The following is a 13,889-nucleotide window of genomic DNA, read 5'->3' on the forward strand; positions in this document are numbered from 1 at the left end:
CCGCCCCGAGCCTTGGTCCGGGGCGGTCGAAGGAGTCAGGCGACGTCGACCAGTACGATCTCGGCGTCGTCGATCGCCTTGATGCTGATCGTGTCGAGATCGGCGATGGCCACGCCATCGCGGGGGGAAACCGCGACGCCATTGACTTCGATGCTGCCGCGGGCCGGCACCAGATAGGCCTTGCGGTCCCTGCCGATCGCCTGCTCCACGGTCTCGCCGGCGGCGATCGTGGCGCCCAGGACCCGGGCATCGGCCCGGATCGGCAGCGCGTCCCCGTCGCCCTGAATGCCGCTCGCCAGCGTCACGAAGCGCCCGGTACGATCACCCTTGGGGAAGGGCCGCGCGCCCCAGCTGGGCTTTTCGCCCCGCTTGTCCGGGATGATCCAGATCTGGAACAGGGTGGTCTCGACATCCTCCTCGTTCTTTTCCGAATGGACGATCCCGGTGCCCGCCGACATCACCTGGACGTCGCCCGCCTCGGTGCGACCTTCATTGCCCAGGCTGTCGCGATGGGTGATCGCACCCGAACGGACATAGGTGATGATCTCCATGTCATTGTGCGGATGGGGAGCGAAGCCGGTGTGCGGGGCGATGGTGTCGTCGTTCCAGACTCGCAGCGCGCCCCAATTGACCCGCTTGGGATCGCGATAGTCGGCGAAGGAAAAATGATGCTTGCCGTCGAGCCAGCCATGGTTGCCGCCACCGAGCGAGGAAAAGGGCCGAACTTCGATCATGTCGTCTACTCCTATGCTGGCCGCCGCAGCGGCGCGTTGGGGACAATCTAGGCTTGCAGCCCTGCAAATAAATGGAGATGATCGAAACTCATCGTTTCCAAAACCAGGCAAGACCATATGGCGCATCTCCCCGATTTCGAGGCATGGGCGATCTTCGCCAAGGTTGCGGAACTGGGCAGCTTTTCGGGCGCGGCCGACGATCTGGGGCTGTCCAAGGCGACCGTCTCCAAGGCGGTGTCCCGCCTGGAGCTGCGGCTGGCGACCCCGCTGTTTCACCGCAGCTCGCGCAAATTGTCGCTCACCGACAGTGGCCATCTCGCCCAGGAGCGCGCCGCGCGGATGCTTGCCGACGGCGAGGCGATCGAGGAGGCGATTTCCGAGCGCGGCGCCGCGCCGCGCGGGCTGGTGCGGCTAGCGGCGCCGATGTCGTTCGGGATCGCGCATCTCGGGCCGATCCTGCCGCTGTTCCACCAGGCCTATCCCCAGGTGACGGTCGAACTCCATCTCTCCGATGCGCGCACCGACCTGATCGAAGAGGGATTCGACGTCGCCCTGCGGATCGGCCAGCTCGAGGACTCGGCGCTGAAGGCGCGACGGCTGTTCCCGGTGCGGCTGCCGCTGGTCGGCGCCCCGGCGCTGTTCGACCGGCTCGGCCGCCCCGAGCATCCGCGCGACCTGGTCCGCTATCCGACCTTCGCCTACACGCATACCCGCACGCCGGGCCGCCTGCATTTCCGCCATCCCGAGCAGGGCGAATTCGCGATCGAGGTGAAGGGCCCGATCCGCACCAACAATGGCGACGTGCTGCTGGACGCGCTGCTCGCCGGCACCGGCATCGCTTCCCTGCCGGATTTTCTTGCCTGGAAATGCCTTGCCGACGGACGGCTCGAGGAGGTGCTGTCGGACTGGTCGGCGGGCCCGATCAGCGCGCTGCATGTCGTGACGCCGCCCACCGCGATGCGCCCCGCCCGGGTGAAGGTCCTGATCGACTTCCTCGCAGCCGCCTTCCTGAAGCCGCCCTGGATGACGAGGTGAGAAGGCGCCATTTTGGATCGAGCGGGCGAGACCTGCATTGCAGGCTGCGCAGCGCTTAGGCACAAAGGCAGGGGGGAGGACGGCCCGATGAACATGTTGCCGCTGCGCCGATGGTTGTCCGCGTTATCGCTGCCGTTCCTCTTGGTCGCCTGCAGCCAAGCAAAGATCCTGGACACGCTGTCGATTCCAGAAGATCGCGCATTGGCGAAAGCAGCCATCAATGATCTGCTTACGAATCGTCCCGCCACCCTCCTGGCGAAGATGCAGCCCGAACTGCGGCCACAGTTGGCCACGCAGTTCCGTCCTATGCGTGAAGCCATGCCGTTTGATGTCATGACTGGCGTAACATTGGTCGACGCGAGCTGGTTCAGCTTCAAATCAACAAGTGGTGCAAACTATCGAGATTCGAAGCTCGCCTACGAGATTGTGAGTGGAGACCATCGTGCCTTGGCGCAGCTCAGCATAAGGCGGCAAGGCGCCAGCGCGGCGATCACGGGCTTCCTCGTCAACGCAATTGATCGCCCCGCGTCGGAGTTGAACGCTTTTCGACTCACCGATGTAAGCTTGGACAATACCATCGTCGTGCTTTTGGCAATATCCGCCATTGGCGTGACAGCCATGGCTCTGCGAAAAATTTGGACATCTAGACTCTTCCGCCGCCGCTGGCTCTGGAGCCTGGGTTCTCTGCTTGGAATTGGCAAGCTAACCACGATCTGGGGCTCAGCGGCGCTGAATGTTTCGGCGGCCTATATGAGCATCTTTCCGATAAGTGTGATCAAACAGGGCATTTTGCAGCCTTGGCAAATCGGCACCACCATTCCCGGCATCGCCCTTTGGGCGCTCCTGCGGCGGTCAAAGAAGGAAGTAGCAGAGGAAGCGTTGAGCTAATCAGTCGACGTGGCTAAAGGCCCTCATCGCTATTATCGGACCTTGCATCATGACTGACACCCTGCCCGACCGTCTCTCGATCAACCCCGCCAGCCCGCATTTCAATGGCGAGCTGCTCGAACGCGGCATCGGCATCAAGTTCAAGGGTGCCGAGAAGACCAATGTCGAGGAATATTGCGTGAGCGAGGGCTGGATCCGCGTCTCGGTCGGCAACACCCGCGATCGCAAGGGCAACCCGCTGACGATCAAGCTGAGCGGCCCTGTCGAGCCCTATCTCAAGGACGTGCCCCAGGACGCCGGCGACAGCGCGGAGGGCTGACCGGACGATGGCGATCCGTATCGCATCGGACCGCCTCACCGCCGAGATATCGCAGGACGGCGCCGAGCTGCGGCGGCTGACCGATGCTGCCGGCCAAGAGTATCTGTGGGACGGCGATCCCGCTTATTGGGCCGGGCGCGCGCCGATCCTGTTCCCGATCGTGGGCATGTTGAACGGTGATCGCTTCCGCTGGCGGGGCCGCGACTACAGCCTGCCGCGCCACGGCTTTGCCCGCCGCCGCGGCTTCGCCGTGGCCGAACAGGGCGGCGACGGCCTCGTCCTCCGCCTCGAGGCCGACGACGCCACCCGCGCGGCATGGCCGTTCGACTTCTGCCTCGACATGATCTTCGCGATCAACAGCGCGACCCTGACGATGACGGCGCGCGTCGCCAATCGCGGCGGCGATCCGATGCCGGCCTCCTTCGGCTTCCATCCGGCGCTGCGCTGGCCGCTGCCCGGCGCGTCATCGAAAGCCGGCCATGTCCTGCAATTCGACAAGAGCGAACCGGCCCCGATCCGGCGGCTCGACACCGATGGCCTCCTCGATCCGCGGCCGCGGCCTACCCCGGTCGACGGCCGGCTGCTCGCGCTCGACGACAGTCTTTTCGCCGAAGACGCGCTGATCCTCGACCGGATCGAGAGCCGCTCGCTGGTCTATCGCGGGCCGGGCAGCGCGCCCGTCATCGTCGACTTCCAGGGCATGCCGCATCTCGGCCTGTGGATGAAGCCGGGCGCGGGATATCTGTGCATCGAGCCGTGGCAGGGCCACAGCGATCCCGCCGGATATGCCGGGACGATCGAGGACAAGCCGGGAATGGTGACGATCGCGCCAGGCGCGAGCCGCAGCTTCACCATGGCGATCACGATCGGCTGACCCGCCATGGCTGGCCCGGCGATCCAACGCCGGGCTCAACTCTCAAGCCACCCAGATCATCAACGAGAGCCTGATTCACGCTTTTGTGGAAGCGCATAGCGCTTCCACCTCAAACGATCAGGCTCGAAGGTGGGGGCGATTCCCCTGCGCCCCCATAAGCCAACGCAACCACTCGAACGCCATGCAACGTTGCAACGGGGATAGGATGGTTAACCCATGCCCGCAGTGATCCCGGTCACAGCGCAACGCTTGACCTGCATGCCCGGCAGACCCACATTCACCGCATGGAAAAGCTCGATCTCACCGACGCCGAATGGCGTGAACGGCTCACGCCGGAACAATATCATGTGCTGCGGCAGGCCGGGACCGAGCGGGCCTTCACCGGCAAATATTGGAACAACCACGACGACGGCACCTATCGCTGCGCGGGCTGCGGGGCCGAGCTGTTCGCGAGCGACAGCAAATATGATTCGGGTTGCGGCTGGCCCAGCTTCACCGCGCCGGCAGACGAGCAGATGGTGACCGAGCATCGCGACGCCAGCCACGGCATGGTTCGTATCGAAGTCCGCTGCGCGCGCTGCGAAGGCCATCTCGGCCATGTCTTCCCCGATGGCCCGGGGCCGGAAGGGCTGCGCTACTGCATCAACTCGGCGTCGATCGACTTCGAAGGCGGCGACAAGTAGGGCAAGGCCACCCAGGCGGAGAGGTTAGGGTCGTTGAGACCACCAATATCTCACGACCAAGACGGAGGTCGCAAGAGTTTCACCGGCGATGCCGGCAACGCCGCTCGCCACGAGAAGAAGCAGGATCGCGCGCGAGAAGGCCCGGGCCAATTCCAGATGCAACGCGAACGATAGCAACGCTCCGGTAGCGACAAGAATGATCGCGAGGAGGAACGCCAAGCGAGAGCACCTCCACAGGAGCGTGGCTTGTGAGGACCAGGTCATCGATAACCTACCGAATGTAATCCAGCCCGACACCAAAGCTAATGCCCCCCAGGCGAAGACGGGCACCACGATCACCGGAAAAATCCCGCAGTACAGTTGAGCCAGCGCACCCGGGAATATCGCAGCCGAAGCCACGGCCGCGCCAGCCATGGCGAGGGCCGTTACGAAGATGGACGCCGCGAGAGCCGATGGTCGTGCGGAACTGCTCATCGCGCGACCATCCCATCGATGGTGAAGTTCCACAATGGATCGGCGGCAGCCATTCGATCCAATCTGGCGTGGAGTGGCGATGGAGCCGCGAGCTGACCTTTAGGTTCGGGCGCCACCGACGTTTCAGGCGTCACGCCCCAGCCAGTAGAGTTCGCGGCCATGGGCGCGCAGCCAGGCGCGTTCGGCACTGGGATCGCGCCCGAGCAGGCGGCGCACCGCCGCATGGAACGCCGGGCTGTGGTCCATGTGCAGCCGGTGCGCCACTTCATGCGCGACGGTTGCCTCGAGCACGTCGGGTGGGGCGAGGATCAGGCGCCAGCTGTAGCGGATGTCGCCATTGGCCGAGCAGCTTCCCCAGCGTGCGCGTGGATCGCCGATCGACACCCGGCCGATATCGACCCCGGCCAGCGCCGCGAAGCGCGTGGTCTCAGCCTCAAGGCGTTCGAGCGCCCGGGCCCGCAGCCAGCGCGTGACGCGTGCGCCGAGCAGATCGGCCGGGCGGGGCACGATCAGGCTGTTTCCCACCCGGCGCACGATACGCCCGCGATCGGCCAGCTCGATGCGCAGCGGCTCGCCGGCGACCTCGATCGTCATGCCGTCCTCGATCGGCCGCGCCTCGGGCAAGGCCACCAGCGCCGCCTCGATCCAGTCGCGTTTGCTCTCCACCCATTTGAGCGCGGCGCGCAGCGAAGCCCGGCTGGGCATGATGAGGCGGACGCCGCCATCACGCGGATCAACGCTCAGCCGCATCCCATGTGCCTGTGCCATGCGCCGCACGACCAGCGGCCGGCTGCGCCCGCCGGCTTCGAATATCAGATTGGCCTCGGCCGTTTTCCGCGAGAAGATCATGAGGGGCGGGCTGCCCGGCTACAGGGCACGGTCGACCAGATGATGTTCGAGATCGCCGGCTTCATCCTCCGAGACGGTCCAGCCGCGAACCGACATTCCAGCACGGTGCACCGACTCGGGATCGCCGCTGACCAGCGGGTGCCAGTCGGCAAGCGGCTTGCCCTCGTCGATCAGCCGATAGGCACAGCTGGCCGGCAGCCAGTCGATTTCGGACAGGACCTTGGGCGTCAGCCGCACGCATTCGGGCACGAAGGTCCGGCGGTGCTTATAGTCCTTGCACAGGCCGCTGCGGCGATCGAGTAGCCGGCAGGCGACATTGGTCGCCATCAGCTCGCCGGTCTCTTCGTCCTCGAGCTTGTGGAGGCAACATTTGCCGCAGCCGTCGCACAGCGATTCCCATTCGGCGCGGCTCATCTGGTCGAGCCGCTTGGTCTCCCAGAACGGCCTTGCCTCAGCCATTATCTCGCCCAGCGTTCGATATCGGAAACCACGGTGTCGGCACCCTTGTCCTGCGTGATCAGGGCGATCGGCTCGCCTGCCGGGCCCATTAGATAGGCCGCGCGGACGTGATTTACGAGGTAGGAGCCATCTTTTTCCGCCGGCATCTTCTCGTAAAAAACCGCATATTCTTTGGCTACCCCGGCGATCTCGGACTCTGTTCCGGTCAGCCCGATCAGCTTGGGATGGAAAGCGCGAACGAACTGCTTGAGCTTGTCGGGCGTATCACGCACGGGATCGACCGTGATGAAGATCGGCTGGATCCTGCTCGCGAGAGACGGATTTGTCTTTTCGAGTTCCTTGTAGCCCTTCATCAGGTTCTGGACGTCGACCGGGCAGACATCGGGGCAGAAAGTATAACCGAAATAGATCAGCCGGTATTTGCCGGCGAAATCGCTGTCGCGGACCTTCCGCCCGTCCTGGTCGGTGAGCGCGAACGGCCCGCCGATCTTCGCGCCGGCCAGCGGTGGGGTCTCGGGCGCGCTGCCGCAGCCGGTCAGCAACAGCGTCGAGGCGGCGATCAGCAGCGCGGCCCAGGCAGCGAGGCGTGGATTGTTCATGGTGCGGCCAGCCATGCTTTGCTATTGGCCCTTGCGCAAGGGCGTTTCAGAACAGGGACATGACAGACAATATGGTCCGCCGTCACATCCGCATGATGCTGGCCGCCGCAGCGCTGGCGATCGCCTCGACGCCTGCCGCAGCGCAATTTTCCGACAGCTATATTTTCCTCAAGGCGGTGCGCGACGCCGATGGCGACAAAGCCACGAAGGCGCTCAGCGGCAATGGCGCGACGATCATCAACACGCGCGATTACCAGACCGGCGAGACCGCGCTGGCGATCACGATCAAGCGCCGCGACCTGACCTGGTCGAACTTCCTGCTGAGCAAGGGCGCCAATCCCAACGTCCGCGACAGCCAGGGCAACGCGCCGCTCCACGTCGCGACGCTGCTCGGCTTCAACGAGGGTGTCGAGCTGCTGCTCATCCGTGGCGCGCAGGTCAACATGGCCAACAACAGCGGCGAGACTCCGCTGATCATCGCCGTGCAGCAGCGCAATGTGGCGCTGGTCCGCCTGCTCCTGGCCAACGGCGCCAATCCCAAGCTGGCCGATCGCATCGCCGGCAAGTCGGCGCGCGACTATGCCAGCGACGATCCGCGCGGCGCGGCGGTGCTCAAGGTGATCGACGAATCCAAGGTCGATGTGAAACCGAAGCCGAAGATGTCGGGCCCAGGACTTTAACGCGTCGCGATACCCCTGCCGTCATCCTGAACTTGTTTCAGGATCCACCTCTTCCCATGGGAGCGCCCCCGAGCCGCAAAGTGGATGCTGAAATAAATTCAGCATGACGGCGGTAGGAGGGATCCCGCCGTCCTCAGACGCAGCTCTCCGGAAATGGATCGAGATCGCCCCACAGCCGCCGCGCCGCGCGGCGGGCGAAGCGCAGCGTTTCGGCCTTGCGGCGCGCGCCGGAGAGCGGGCGGTGCTGCGGTTCGCGGATCACCGCGGCGTCGTAGCGGTCGGCGACGATCAGGCCGCAGCAGCCCGGCCGGAATGGCTCGGTCTCGAACGGTGACAGGTCGAACCCACCCGGCACCGCCCAGAAGAAACGGTCGCAATAATCCAGATAGTCGGGCCATTTTCCGTCACCGAGCAGGTCGGCGCGCGACACCTTGATCTCGACGATGATGATGCAGCCGCGGGCGTCGATCGCCATGATGTCGGCGCGCCGGCCATTGCCGAGCGGCACTTCCGGCAACGGCGTCATTTCGGCACGCAGGAACAGCCGCGCGACCCCGCGCGCGACATCCGCGGCGATCAGGGGTTCAAGCGACTCGGGGAGAGCGGTCATCGGCGCAGCCTAGAACAGGACGGGAACGATTTCCATATCCCGCCCGGCGCCGGCCAGAGCGTCAGGTCGAGAGAAGCAGCTCGCTGGCGATCCGCTCGGCCTGCGGATGATCGAGTTCGACGACCCACAGGTCGGGATCGGATTTCCGCCGCCGCACGATATACTCGCCAGCTGCGGCCGGATCGGCCGGGCCGACCGTCTCGAGGCCGAAGCCACCCTCGAATCGCCAGGTCCGTTCGGCGATCCGGATGAGCATGCCGCGATCGTTCAGAAGAAGAAGCAGGGCGCCGGCGGTCGCGTCGCCCTTCGCGATCACCATCGCCGATCCGCCTTCGGCCTCGATCCGCCGGATCAGCGCCGAAACGAGCAGCCCCGATGCGGGCCGCGGCTCGATCATTTGCGCGCGTAGCCGGGAAGGGTGGCGAGCGGGATGCGCGAGCGCATGAAGGTGCCGGTGCCGCGCGCGATCTCCTCGCCATCGGCATCGATCAGCGCGGCTTCGGCGACGAGCACCCGGCGGCGGCCGTTGATCCAGCGGCCTTCGGCGATAACCGGGCCCGCGCCCATCGGCCGGGTCAGCAGCAGGTTGAACGCCGTCGTCAACAGGAAGAAGTCGTTGACCAGGCTGTTGGCCGCATAGAAGGCGGCATCGTCGAGCATCTTGAAATAGGTGGTGCCATGCGCCGCCCCGGCAGCATGGAAGTGGCCCGCCTCGACGGTGAAATGAATCCGCGAATGTCCTTCGGCGGGAATCTCGAGCCGCGACCGGAACATGCTGTTGATCGGCGCGGCCGCATAGAGCGATTCCAGCGCGCGATAATGCGCTTCCGCACCCGATGGCGGCGCCGGCTCGGCTGGAGGGTCGCCGCTCACCGTGCTTCAGGCGGCGTGACGGGTCTCGCCGGTCGCGAACAGCGCATAGAGAGCGTCTTCCGAACCGGCACCGCGCAGCTTGGCGACGAAGCCCTTGTCGCGCAGCCGCCGGCTGACCCGGGCAAGCGCCTTGAGATGCTCGACGCCGGCATCGACCGGCGACAGCAGAAGAAATACCAGATCGACCGGAAGGTCGTCGATGGCGGCAAAGTCGATCGGGTTGGCGAGTCGCGCAAACAGGCCGACGACGCGATCCAACCCTTCGACCTTGCCATGCGGAATGGCGATGCCGCCGCCGAATCCCGTCGAGCCCAGCCGCTCGCGTTCCACCAGCCGGTCGACGATGACGCGCGCCTCGACGTTCACCTGCTTCGATGCAATCGCCGCAAGCTGCTGGAACAGAGCCTTTTTGTTGGGAACGATGATGGCGGCCTGCACCGCCTGAGGCGATAGCAGGTCGCTCAGGTCGTCCATCGATTTGCTGTCAGTCATTTCAACGGGATTCGCATTCCTTATCCGGCCACCCGGCTCGGCTCCACCCAGCCGATCGTGCCGTCGGTGCGCCGATACACCATATTGAATGCGCCGGTACCAGAATTCCGAAACAGAAGCGCAGTGGTATTTCTGAGGTCGAGCATCATCACCGCGTCCGATACGCTGGCGTCGGGCACGTCGACCCGCGTCTCGGCGATGATCACGGGGCTGTCGCCTTCGACCTCCTCCTCGCGCGACGCCTCGAACACGGTATAGTTCGCATTGTCGTCGATCGTTTCGAGCGGCGGGGTGACCGCGGCGCCGTTGCGCGACTTCAGCCGGCGCATGTAGCGGCGCAGCTGGGTTTCGATGCGATCCGCGGCCTGGTCGAAGCAGGGGTGGGCGTCCATCGCATTGCCGCTGCCCTTCAGAATCACGCCCTGCATCACATGCGCAACGATATCGCAGGAGAAGCCATTGCCGTGCTGCCCGCGGCCGAAGGTGACATGCGCGGACAGACTTCGGGAGAAATATTTGTCGGCAATCGCGTGGAGCCGCTCTTCGACATGGGTTCTGAGCGCGTCGCCCGTGTTCACCTGATGTCCCGAAACGCGAATTTCCATAACGAATCTCCACTCTTGGTCGGCGATGGTGAGGCGGTCGCAACCGCTGCGCCATCCGCACAAACACGGATCAGATAGTCAGCTCGCGGCACCCTCAAGCCAGAGCGGCGCATCGAGCTTCGCAACAAATGCCTTGTGTCTCTCCAGTTCCTCCTCGCTTGGGTGATGGGGTCGCATCGTCCTGACCGACCGGCGCATGGCGACCAGCGCCGGCGTCGCGACCAGGATCGCCTCCTCGACGATGACATCGCCGATCGACAGGCCGATCTGGCGACCGCCGGTCAGCTCGACATAAAGCTGGGCGAGCAACTGGGCGTCGAGCAGCGCGCCGTGCTTGACGCGGTGGCTGCGATCGATGCCGTAGCGGCTGCACAGCGCGTCCAGGCTGTGCTTGGCGCCCGGATGGGCCTTGCGGGCCAGCGCCAGCGTGTCGATCATCCGGCCGACATGAACCTCGGGATGGCCGCAAGCCTTCAGTTCCCAGTTGAGGAATGCGAAGTCGAAGCTGGCATTATGCGCGACCAGCGGGCTGTCGCCAATGAACTCGAGCAGTTCGATCGCGCGGGTGCCGAACAACGGCTTGTCGCTGAGGAAGCGATCGGACAGGCCGTGGACCTGTTCCGCCTCGAACGGCATCGGCCGGCCGGGATTGAAATAGGCGTGGAACGTCCGCCCGGTCTCGACCCGGTTGACCAGTTCGACACAGCCTATCTCGACCAGCCTGTCCCCAGTAGCTGGATTCAGACCGGTTGTTTCGGTGTCGAATATGATTTCGCGCATGGCTGGCAATATCGGACTCCATGCGCCTGCAAGCAAGTGATCAGATGACGAACCGCGGCGCGGGTACGTCCAGTCGTCCCGCCGTTGTCGATCACGAAGTCGGCCTGCGCCCGCTTGATGTGGTCGGGCAGCTGCAGCGAACGGATATGCCGTAATTTCAATGGGTTCATCCCCGGCCGCGCGAGCACCCGGCGCGCCTGCTTCCAGGGCGGGGCGGACACCACGGCGATCGCGTCGACCTGCCGCCATCCTTTTTTCTCGAACAGCAAGGGGATGTCGAGGACCACCAGGCGCCGCGCGCGATGGCGCCGGAGGAACAGCCGCCGCGACTCGGCAAGCACCGGGTGGACGATGCGTTCGAGACGGTGCAGCGCAACACGGTCGCCGAGCACCGCCTTGCCGAGCACCGCCCGGTCTATCCCGTGCGGGCCCGCGGTGCCCGGGAAGGCAGCCTCGATCGCGGCGACCAGGCGCCCGCCGCGGCCCTGCAGACGGTGCACCTCGGCGTCGGCATCATAGACCGGCACGCCCGCTTGGGCGAACATCGCCGCCACGGTCGACTTGCCCATGCCGATCGAGCCGGTCAGACCCAATATGATCATGCCAGCAGCTTCGCCCGCAGCGCGTCGTCGGCATCGCGTGGCGCCGGTACGCCGAAGAACAGCGCGAACGCCGCCGCGGCCTGGCCGATCAGCATGTGCAGCCCGTCGATGGTACGCAGGCCCCGCGCGCGCGCCTCGGCGAGCAGTGGCGTCTCCAGCGGGGCATAGACGATGTCATAGACCACCGACCCGGGCGGGACATGGCTGAAATCCAGCAGCAGCGGCGGCTGGCCCTTCATGCCGAGCGACGTGGTGTTGACGACGAGATCGAGCATCCCTTCGCGATCGTCCCACGGAAAGTCCGTCGGGGTGGCGAAATGATCGAGCGACGCCGTCAGCCGCTCGTCGGGCTCGAAGCTCTCGCGCAGCTTGCGCACCTGATCGATGTTGCGGGCAGCGACGACGATGGTGAAGCCATGATCGTGAAGCGCGAGGCAGATCGCCTTGGCAGCGCCGCCGGCCCCGAAGATCCGCGCCATGCGGAACAGGTGGTTCTGCCGGAGCAATGGCTGCAGCGGCTCGAGGAATCCGGCATAGTCGGTATTATAGCCGACGAGCTTGCCGTCTTCGCGCCGCACGGTGTTGACCGCGCCGATCCGCTCGGCGGCGGGATCGAGCCGGTCGAGCAGCGCGATGACCGCCTGCTTGTGGGGAAGGGTGATGTTGCAGCCGCGCCAGAGCGGATCGCTCCGCCGCTGTTCGAAAAAGCTCTCAAGCTGTTCGGATCGAATATGAGAGGCGCGATATTCCGCAGCGATTCCAGCACGTTCGAGCCAGTGCTTATGGATGATCGGCGATTTGCTGTGGCTGATCGGATCGCCGATCACTTCGGCATAGGGCTTGGTGATCGCTGCGATCGGCAGGTCCAGCTGCTGGCTCATGACGATAACACCCCTCGAATGCGCAGATAATCGAGCAGTGGCAGCAGCGGCAAGCCTAGGATGGTGAACTGGCTGCCTTCGATCCGCGCGAACAGTTGCACGCCGGGCCCCTCGATCCGGTAGCCGCCGACGCATCCGCCGATCTCGGGCCATTCGCTGTCGAGATAGGATTCGATGAAAGCATCCCCCAGCGGCCGGACATGCATCGCGGCCCTGTCCACATGGCGCCACACCGGCGCGCCGCCCTCGCAGATCACCGCCGCGCTATAGAGCCGGTGCCGCTGGCCGCTGAGTACGCGCAACAACGCCCTCTGCTCCTCGCGGCTCTCCGCCTTGTCTATCATGGTGCCGTCGTCGAGGACCACCGTCGTGTCGCAGCCCAGCACCAGCTCGGCCGGATGGCGGCGCGACAATTTGGTCGCCTTCAGTTCCGCGAGCGCATCGGTGAGATCGCGTGCACCGACGCCTTCCGCGCGAAGCGATGCCTTCATCGAATCCTCGTCGACACCGGCCGCCATAGCCTGATGCGGGACACCGGCGGCATCGAGCATTGCCCGGCGGGATGCGGATTGCGACGCGAGGATCAGCATCAAGCGTCCTCCTGTGGCGAGCGTTCGTTGATCAGGTTGATGATCGCCGCGGCGGTCTCCTCGATCGACCGGCGGGTGACATCGATCACCGGCCAGCCCTGGTCCGAGAAGATGCGGCGCGCAAAGGTAAGCTCGGCGACCACGGCTTCCTGGTCGACATAGGCGGTCTCCGGCGACTGGTTGAGCGTGAGCAGCCGGTTGCGGCGGATCTGGATCAGCCGGTCAGGGCTGGTGGTCAGGCCGACGATCAGCGGGTGGACCAGCCGGTAGAGCGCCGGCGGGGGCGGCGACTCCACCACCAGCGGGACATTGGCGACCTTGTAGCCGCGGTTGGCGAGATAGATCGAGGTCGGCGTTTTCGACGACCGCGACACGCCGGTCAGGATGACATCGGCTTCCTCCCAATCTTCCCCGCCGATGCCGTCGTCATGGGCGATGGTGAACTGGATGGCCTCGACCCGCGCATAATAAGCGGCATCGAGGATATGCTGGCGGCCCGGCCGGGCGAGCGCTTCCTGGCCCAGCAACTGCGACAGCGCGTCGATAACCGGATCAAGCGCTGACACGATCGGCAGGCCGAGCGCGTGGCAGCGGGTCTCGAGTCGCTTGCGGATATCGTTGTTGACCAGGGTGAAGATGACCAGGCCGGGACGCTGGGCGATTTCGAGCATTATCCGATCGAGATGGCCCTGGCTGCGCACCATCGGCCAGAAATGCTTGATGGTCTCGACACCGTCGAACTGGGCGAGTCCTGCCTTGGCGATATTTTCAAGGGTTTCGCCGGTCGAGTCCGACAGGAGATGAAGGTGCAGCCTGATCATCGGCTACCGCACCGGCACGTCATTACGCATCCGGACTCTAC

Annotated in this window: 21 protein-coding genes; 6 read left to right on the plus strand and 15 right to left on the minus strand. The window is 65.1% G+C overall.

The annotated features are described in order from the left end of the window. Positions 1-35 precede the first annotated feature (35 nt). Positions 36-734: a pirin family protein gene (locus tag AC1DQK_RS04355; RefSeq protein ID WP_477867788.1), complete on the minus strand. Its 699-nt coding sequence runs from the start codon at positions 732-734 to the stop codon at positions 36-38. A 117-nt stretch (positions 735-851) separates the two neighbouring features. Here AC1DQK_RS04355 and AC1DQK_RS04360 point away from each other — a divergent pair, with 117 nt between their 5' ends. From AC1DQK_RS04360 to msrB, 5 genes are all read left to right on the plus strand, one after another. Next, the gene (locus AC1DQK_RS04360; protein WP_477867790.1) at positions 852-1,769 is read left to right on the plus strand and encodes a LysR family transcriptional regulator; all 918 of its coding nucleotides are present in this window, start codon (positions 852-854) and stop codon (positions 1,767-1,769) included. Positions 1,770-1,856: 87 nt separating this feature from the next. Beyond that, positions 1,857-2,657 carry a hypothetical protein gene (locus AC1DQK_RS04365; protein WP_477867792.1) on the plus strand — a complete coding sequence of 267 codons (801 nt, stop codon included), beginning with the start codon at positions 1,857-1,859 and terminating at the stop codon, positions 2,655-2,657. Positions 2,658-2,706: 49 nt separating this feature from the next. Then, on the plus strand, positions 2,707-2,976 hold the full coding sequence (locus AC1DQK_RS04370) for a DUF3297 family protein (protein WP_477867794.1): 270 nt from the start codon (positions 2,707-2,709) through the stop codon (positions 2,974-2,976). A 7-nt stretch (positions 2,977-2,983) separates the two neighbouring features. Further along, a complete protein-coding gene (locus AC1DQK_RS04375) occupies positions 2,984-3,850 on the plus strand; it encodes an aldose 1-epimerase family protein (RefSeq protein WP_477867796.1) in 867 nt (288 codons plus the stop codon). A gap of 284 nt (positions 3,851-4,134) precedes the next feature. Further along, entirely contained in the window at positions 4,135-4,533 is a 399-nt protein-coding gene (msrB, locus tag AC1DQK_RS04380) for a peptide-methionine (R)-S-oxide reductase MsrB (RefSeq protein ID WP_477867798.1), read from the plus strand. A 24-nt stretch (positions 4,534-4,557) separates the two neighbouring features. Here the strand turns inward: msrB and AC1DQK_RS04385 are convergent, their stop codons facing one another. The 4 genes from AC1DQK_RS04385 to AC1DQK_RS04400 all read right to left on the minus strand — a co-directional run bounded on the left by AC1DQK_RS04385 (position 4,558) and on the right by AC1DQK_RS04400 (position 6,929). Continuing rightward, positions 4,558-5,007, minus strand: coding sequence for a hypothetical protein (locus AC1DQK_RS04385; RefSeq protein ID WP_477867800.1), 450 nt, complete (start codon positions 5,005-5,007; stop codon positions 4,558-4,560). A 123-nt stretch (positions 5,008-5,130) separates the two neighbouring features. Further along, the gene (locus tag AC1DQK_RS04390) at positions 5,131-5,856 is read right to left on the minus strand and encodes a M48 family metallopeptidase (protein WP_477867802.1); all 726 of its coding nucleotides are present in this window, start codon (positions 5,854-5,856) and stop codon (positions 5,131-5,133) included. A gap of 18 nt (positions 5,857-5,874) precedes the next feature. Then, positions 5,875-6,315: a YcgN family cysteine cluster protein gene (locus AC1DQK_RS04395; protein ID WP_477867804.1), complete on the minus strand. Its 441-nt coding sequence runs from the start codon at positions 6,313-6,315 to the stop codon at positions 5,875-5,877. Continuing rightward, the gene (locus tag AC1DQK_RS04400; protein ID WP_477867806.1) at positions 6,315-6,929 is read right to left on the minus strand and encodes an SCO family protein; all 615 of its coding nucleotides are present in this window, start codon (positions 6,927-6,929) and stop codon (positions 6,315-6,317) included. Before AC1DQK_RS04400 ends, AC1DQK_RS04395 begins: the two co-directional genes overlap by 1 nt. Positions 6,930-6,973: 44 nt before the next feature. Between AC1DQK_RS04400 and AC1DQK_RS04405 the strand changes: the two genes are divergently transcribed. Next, the gene (locus tag AC1DQK_RS04405) at positions 6,974-7,594 is read left to right on the plus strand and encodes an ankyrin repeat domain-containing protein (protein ID WP_477867808.1); all 621 of its coding nucleotides are present in this window, start codon (positions 6,974-6,976) and stop codon (positions 7,592-7,594) included. A 133-nt stretch (positions 7,595-7,727) separates the two neighbouring features. On the opposite strand, the gene AC1DQK_RS04410 is transcribed toward AC1DQK_RS04405, so the two are convergent. The 10 genes from AC1DQK_RS04410 to AC1DQK_RS04455 all read right to left on the minus strand — a co-directional run bounded on the left by AC1DQK_RS04410 (position 7,728) and on the right by AC1DQK_RS04455 (position 13,848). Next, positions 7,728-8,204 carry an MmcB family DNA repair protein gene (locus AC1DQK_RS04410; protein ID WP_477867809.1) on the minus strand — a complete coding sequence of 159 codons (477 nt, stop codon included), beginning with the start codon at positions 8,202-8,204 and terminating at the stop codon, positions 7,728-7,730. 61 nt (positions 8,205-8,265) lie between these two features. Then, complete coding sequence (locus tag AC1DQK_RS04415) at positions 8,266-8,601, minus strand: DUF1491 family protein (protein ID WP_477867811.1); 336 nt, start codon at positions 8,599-8,601, stop codon at positions 8,266-8,268. After that, complete coding sequence (locus tag AC1DQK_RS04420; protein WP_477867813.1) at positions 8,598-9,077, minus strand: PaaI family thioesterase; 480 nt, start codon at positions 9,075-9,077, stop codon at positions 8,598-8,600. The genes AC1DQK_RS04415 and AC1DQK_RS04420 overlap by 4 nt, the downstream gene beginning before the upstream one ends. Before the next feature lie 6 nt (positions 9,078-9,083). After that, the gene (locus AC1DQK_RS04425) at positions 9,084-9,569 is read right to left on the minus strand and encodes a PTS sugar transporter subunit IIA (protein ID WP_477867815.1); all 486 of its coding nucleotides are present in this window, start codon (positions 9,567-9,569) and stop codon (positions 9,084-9,086) included. 20 nt (positions 9,570-9,589) lie between these two features. After that, entirely contained in the window at positions 9,590-10,174 is a 585-nt protein-coding gene (hpf, locus tag AC1DQK_RS04430) for a ribosome hibernation-promoting factor, HPF/YfiA family (RefSeq protein ID WP_477867817.1), read from the minus strand. Between the two features lie 78 nt (positions 10,175-10,252). Further along, the gene (dnaQ, locus tag AC1DQK_RS04435; RefSeq protein WP_477867819.1) at positions 10,253-10,954 is read right to left on the minus strand and encodes a DNA polymerase III subunit epsilon; all 702 of its coding nucleotides are present in this window, start codon (positions 10,952-10,954) and stop codon (positions 10,253-10,255) included. After that, a complete protein-coding gene (coaE, locus tag AC1DQK_RS04440; RefSeq protein WP_477867821.1) occupies positions 10,915-11,556 on the minus strand; it encodes a dephospho-CoA kinase in 642 nt (213 codons plus the stop codon). The genes dnaQ and coaE overlap by 40 nt, the downstream gene beginning before the upstream one ends. Next, positions 11,553-12,437, minus strand: a complete 885-nt coding sequence (gene aroE, locus AC1DQK_RS04445; RefSeq protein WP_477867823.1) for a shikimate dehydrogenase — start codon at positions 12,435-12,437, stop codon at positions 11,553-11,555. The genes coaE and aroE overlap by 4 nt, the downstream gene beginning before the upstream one ends. Continuing rightward, complete coding sequence (locus AC1DQK_RS04450; RefSeq protein WP_477869221.1) at positions 12,434-13,027, minus strand: Maf family protein; 594 nt, start codon at positions 13,025-13,027, stop codon at positions 12,434-12,436. Before AC1DQK_RS04450 ends, aroE begins: the two co-directional genes overlap by 4 nt. Continuing rightward, complete coding sequence (locus AC1DQK_RS04455) at positions 13,027-13,848, minus strand: pyruvate, water dikinase regulatory protein (RefSeq protein WP_477867825.1); 822 nt, start codon at positions 13,846-13,848, stop codon at positions 13,027-13,029. Before AC1DQK_RS04455 ends, AC1DQK_RS04450 begins: the two co-directional genes overlap by 1 nt. Between the last annotated feature and the right edge of the window lie 41 nt (positions 13,849-13,889).

It is taken from the genome of Rhizorhabdus sp. P4_G5, assembly GCF_056401065.1.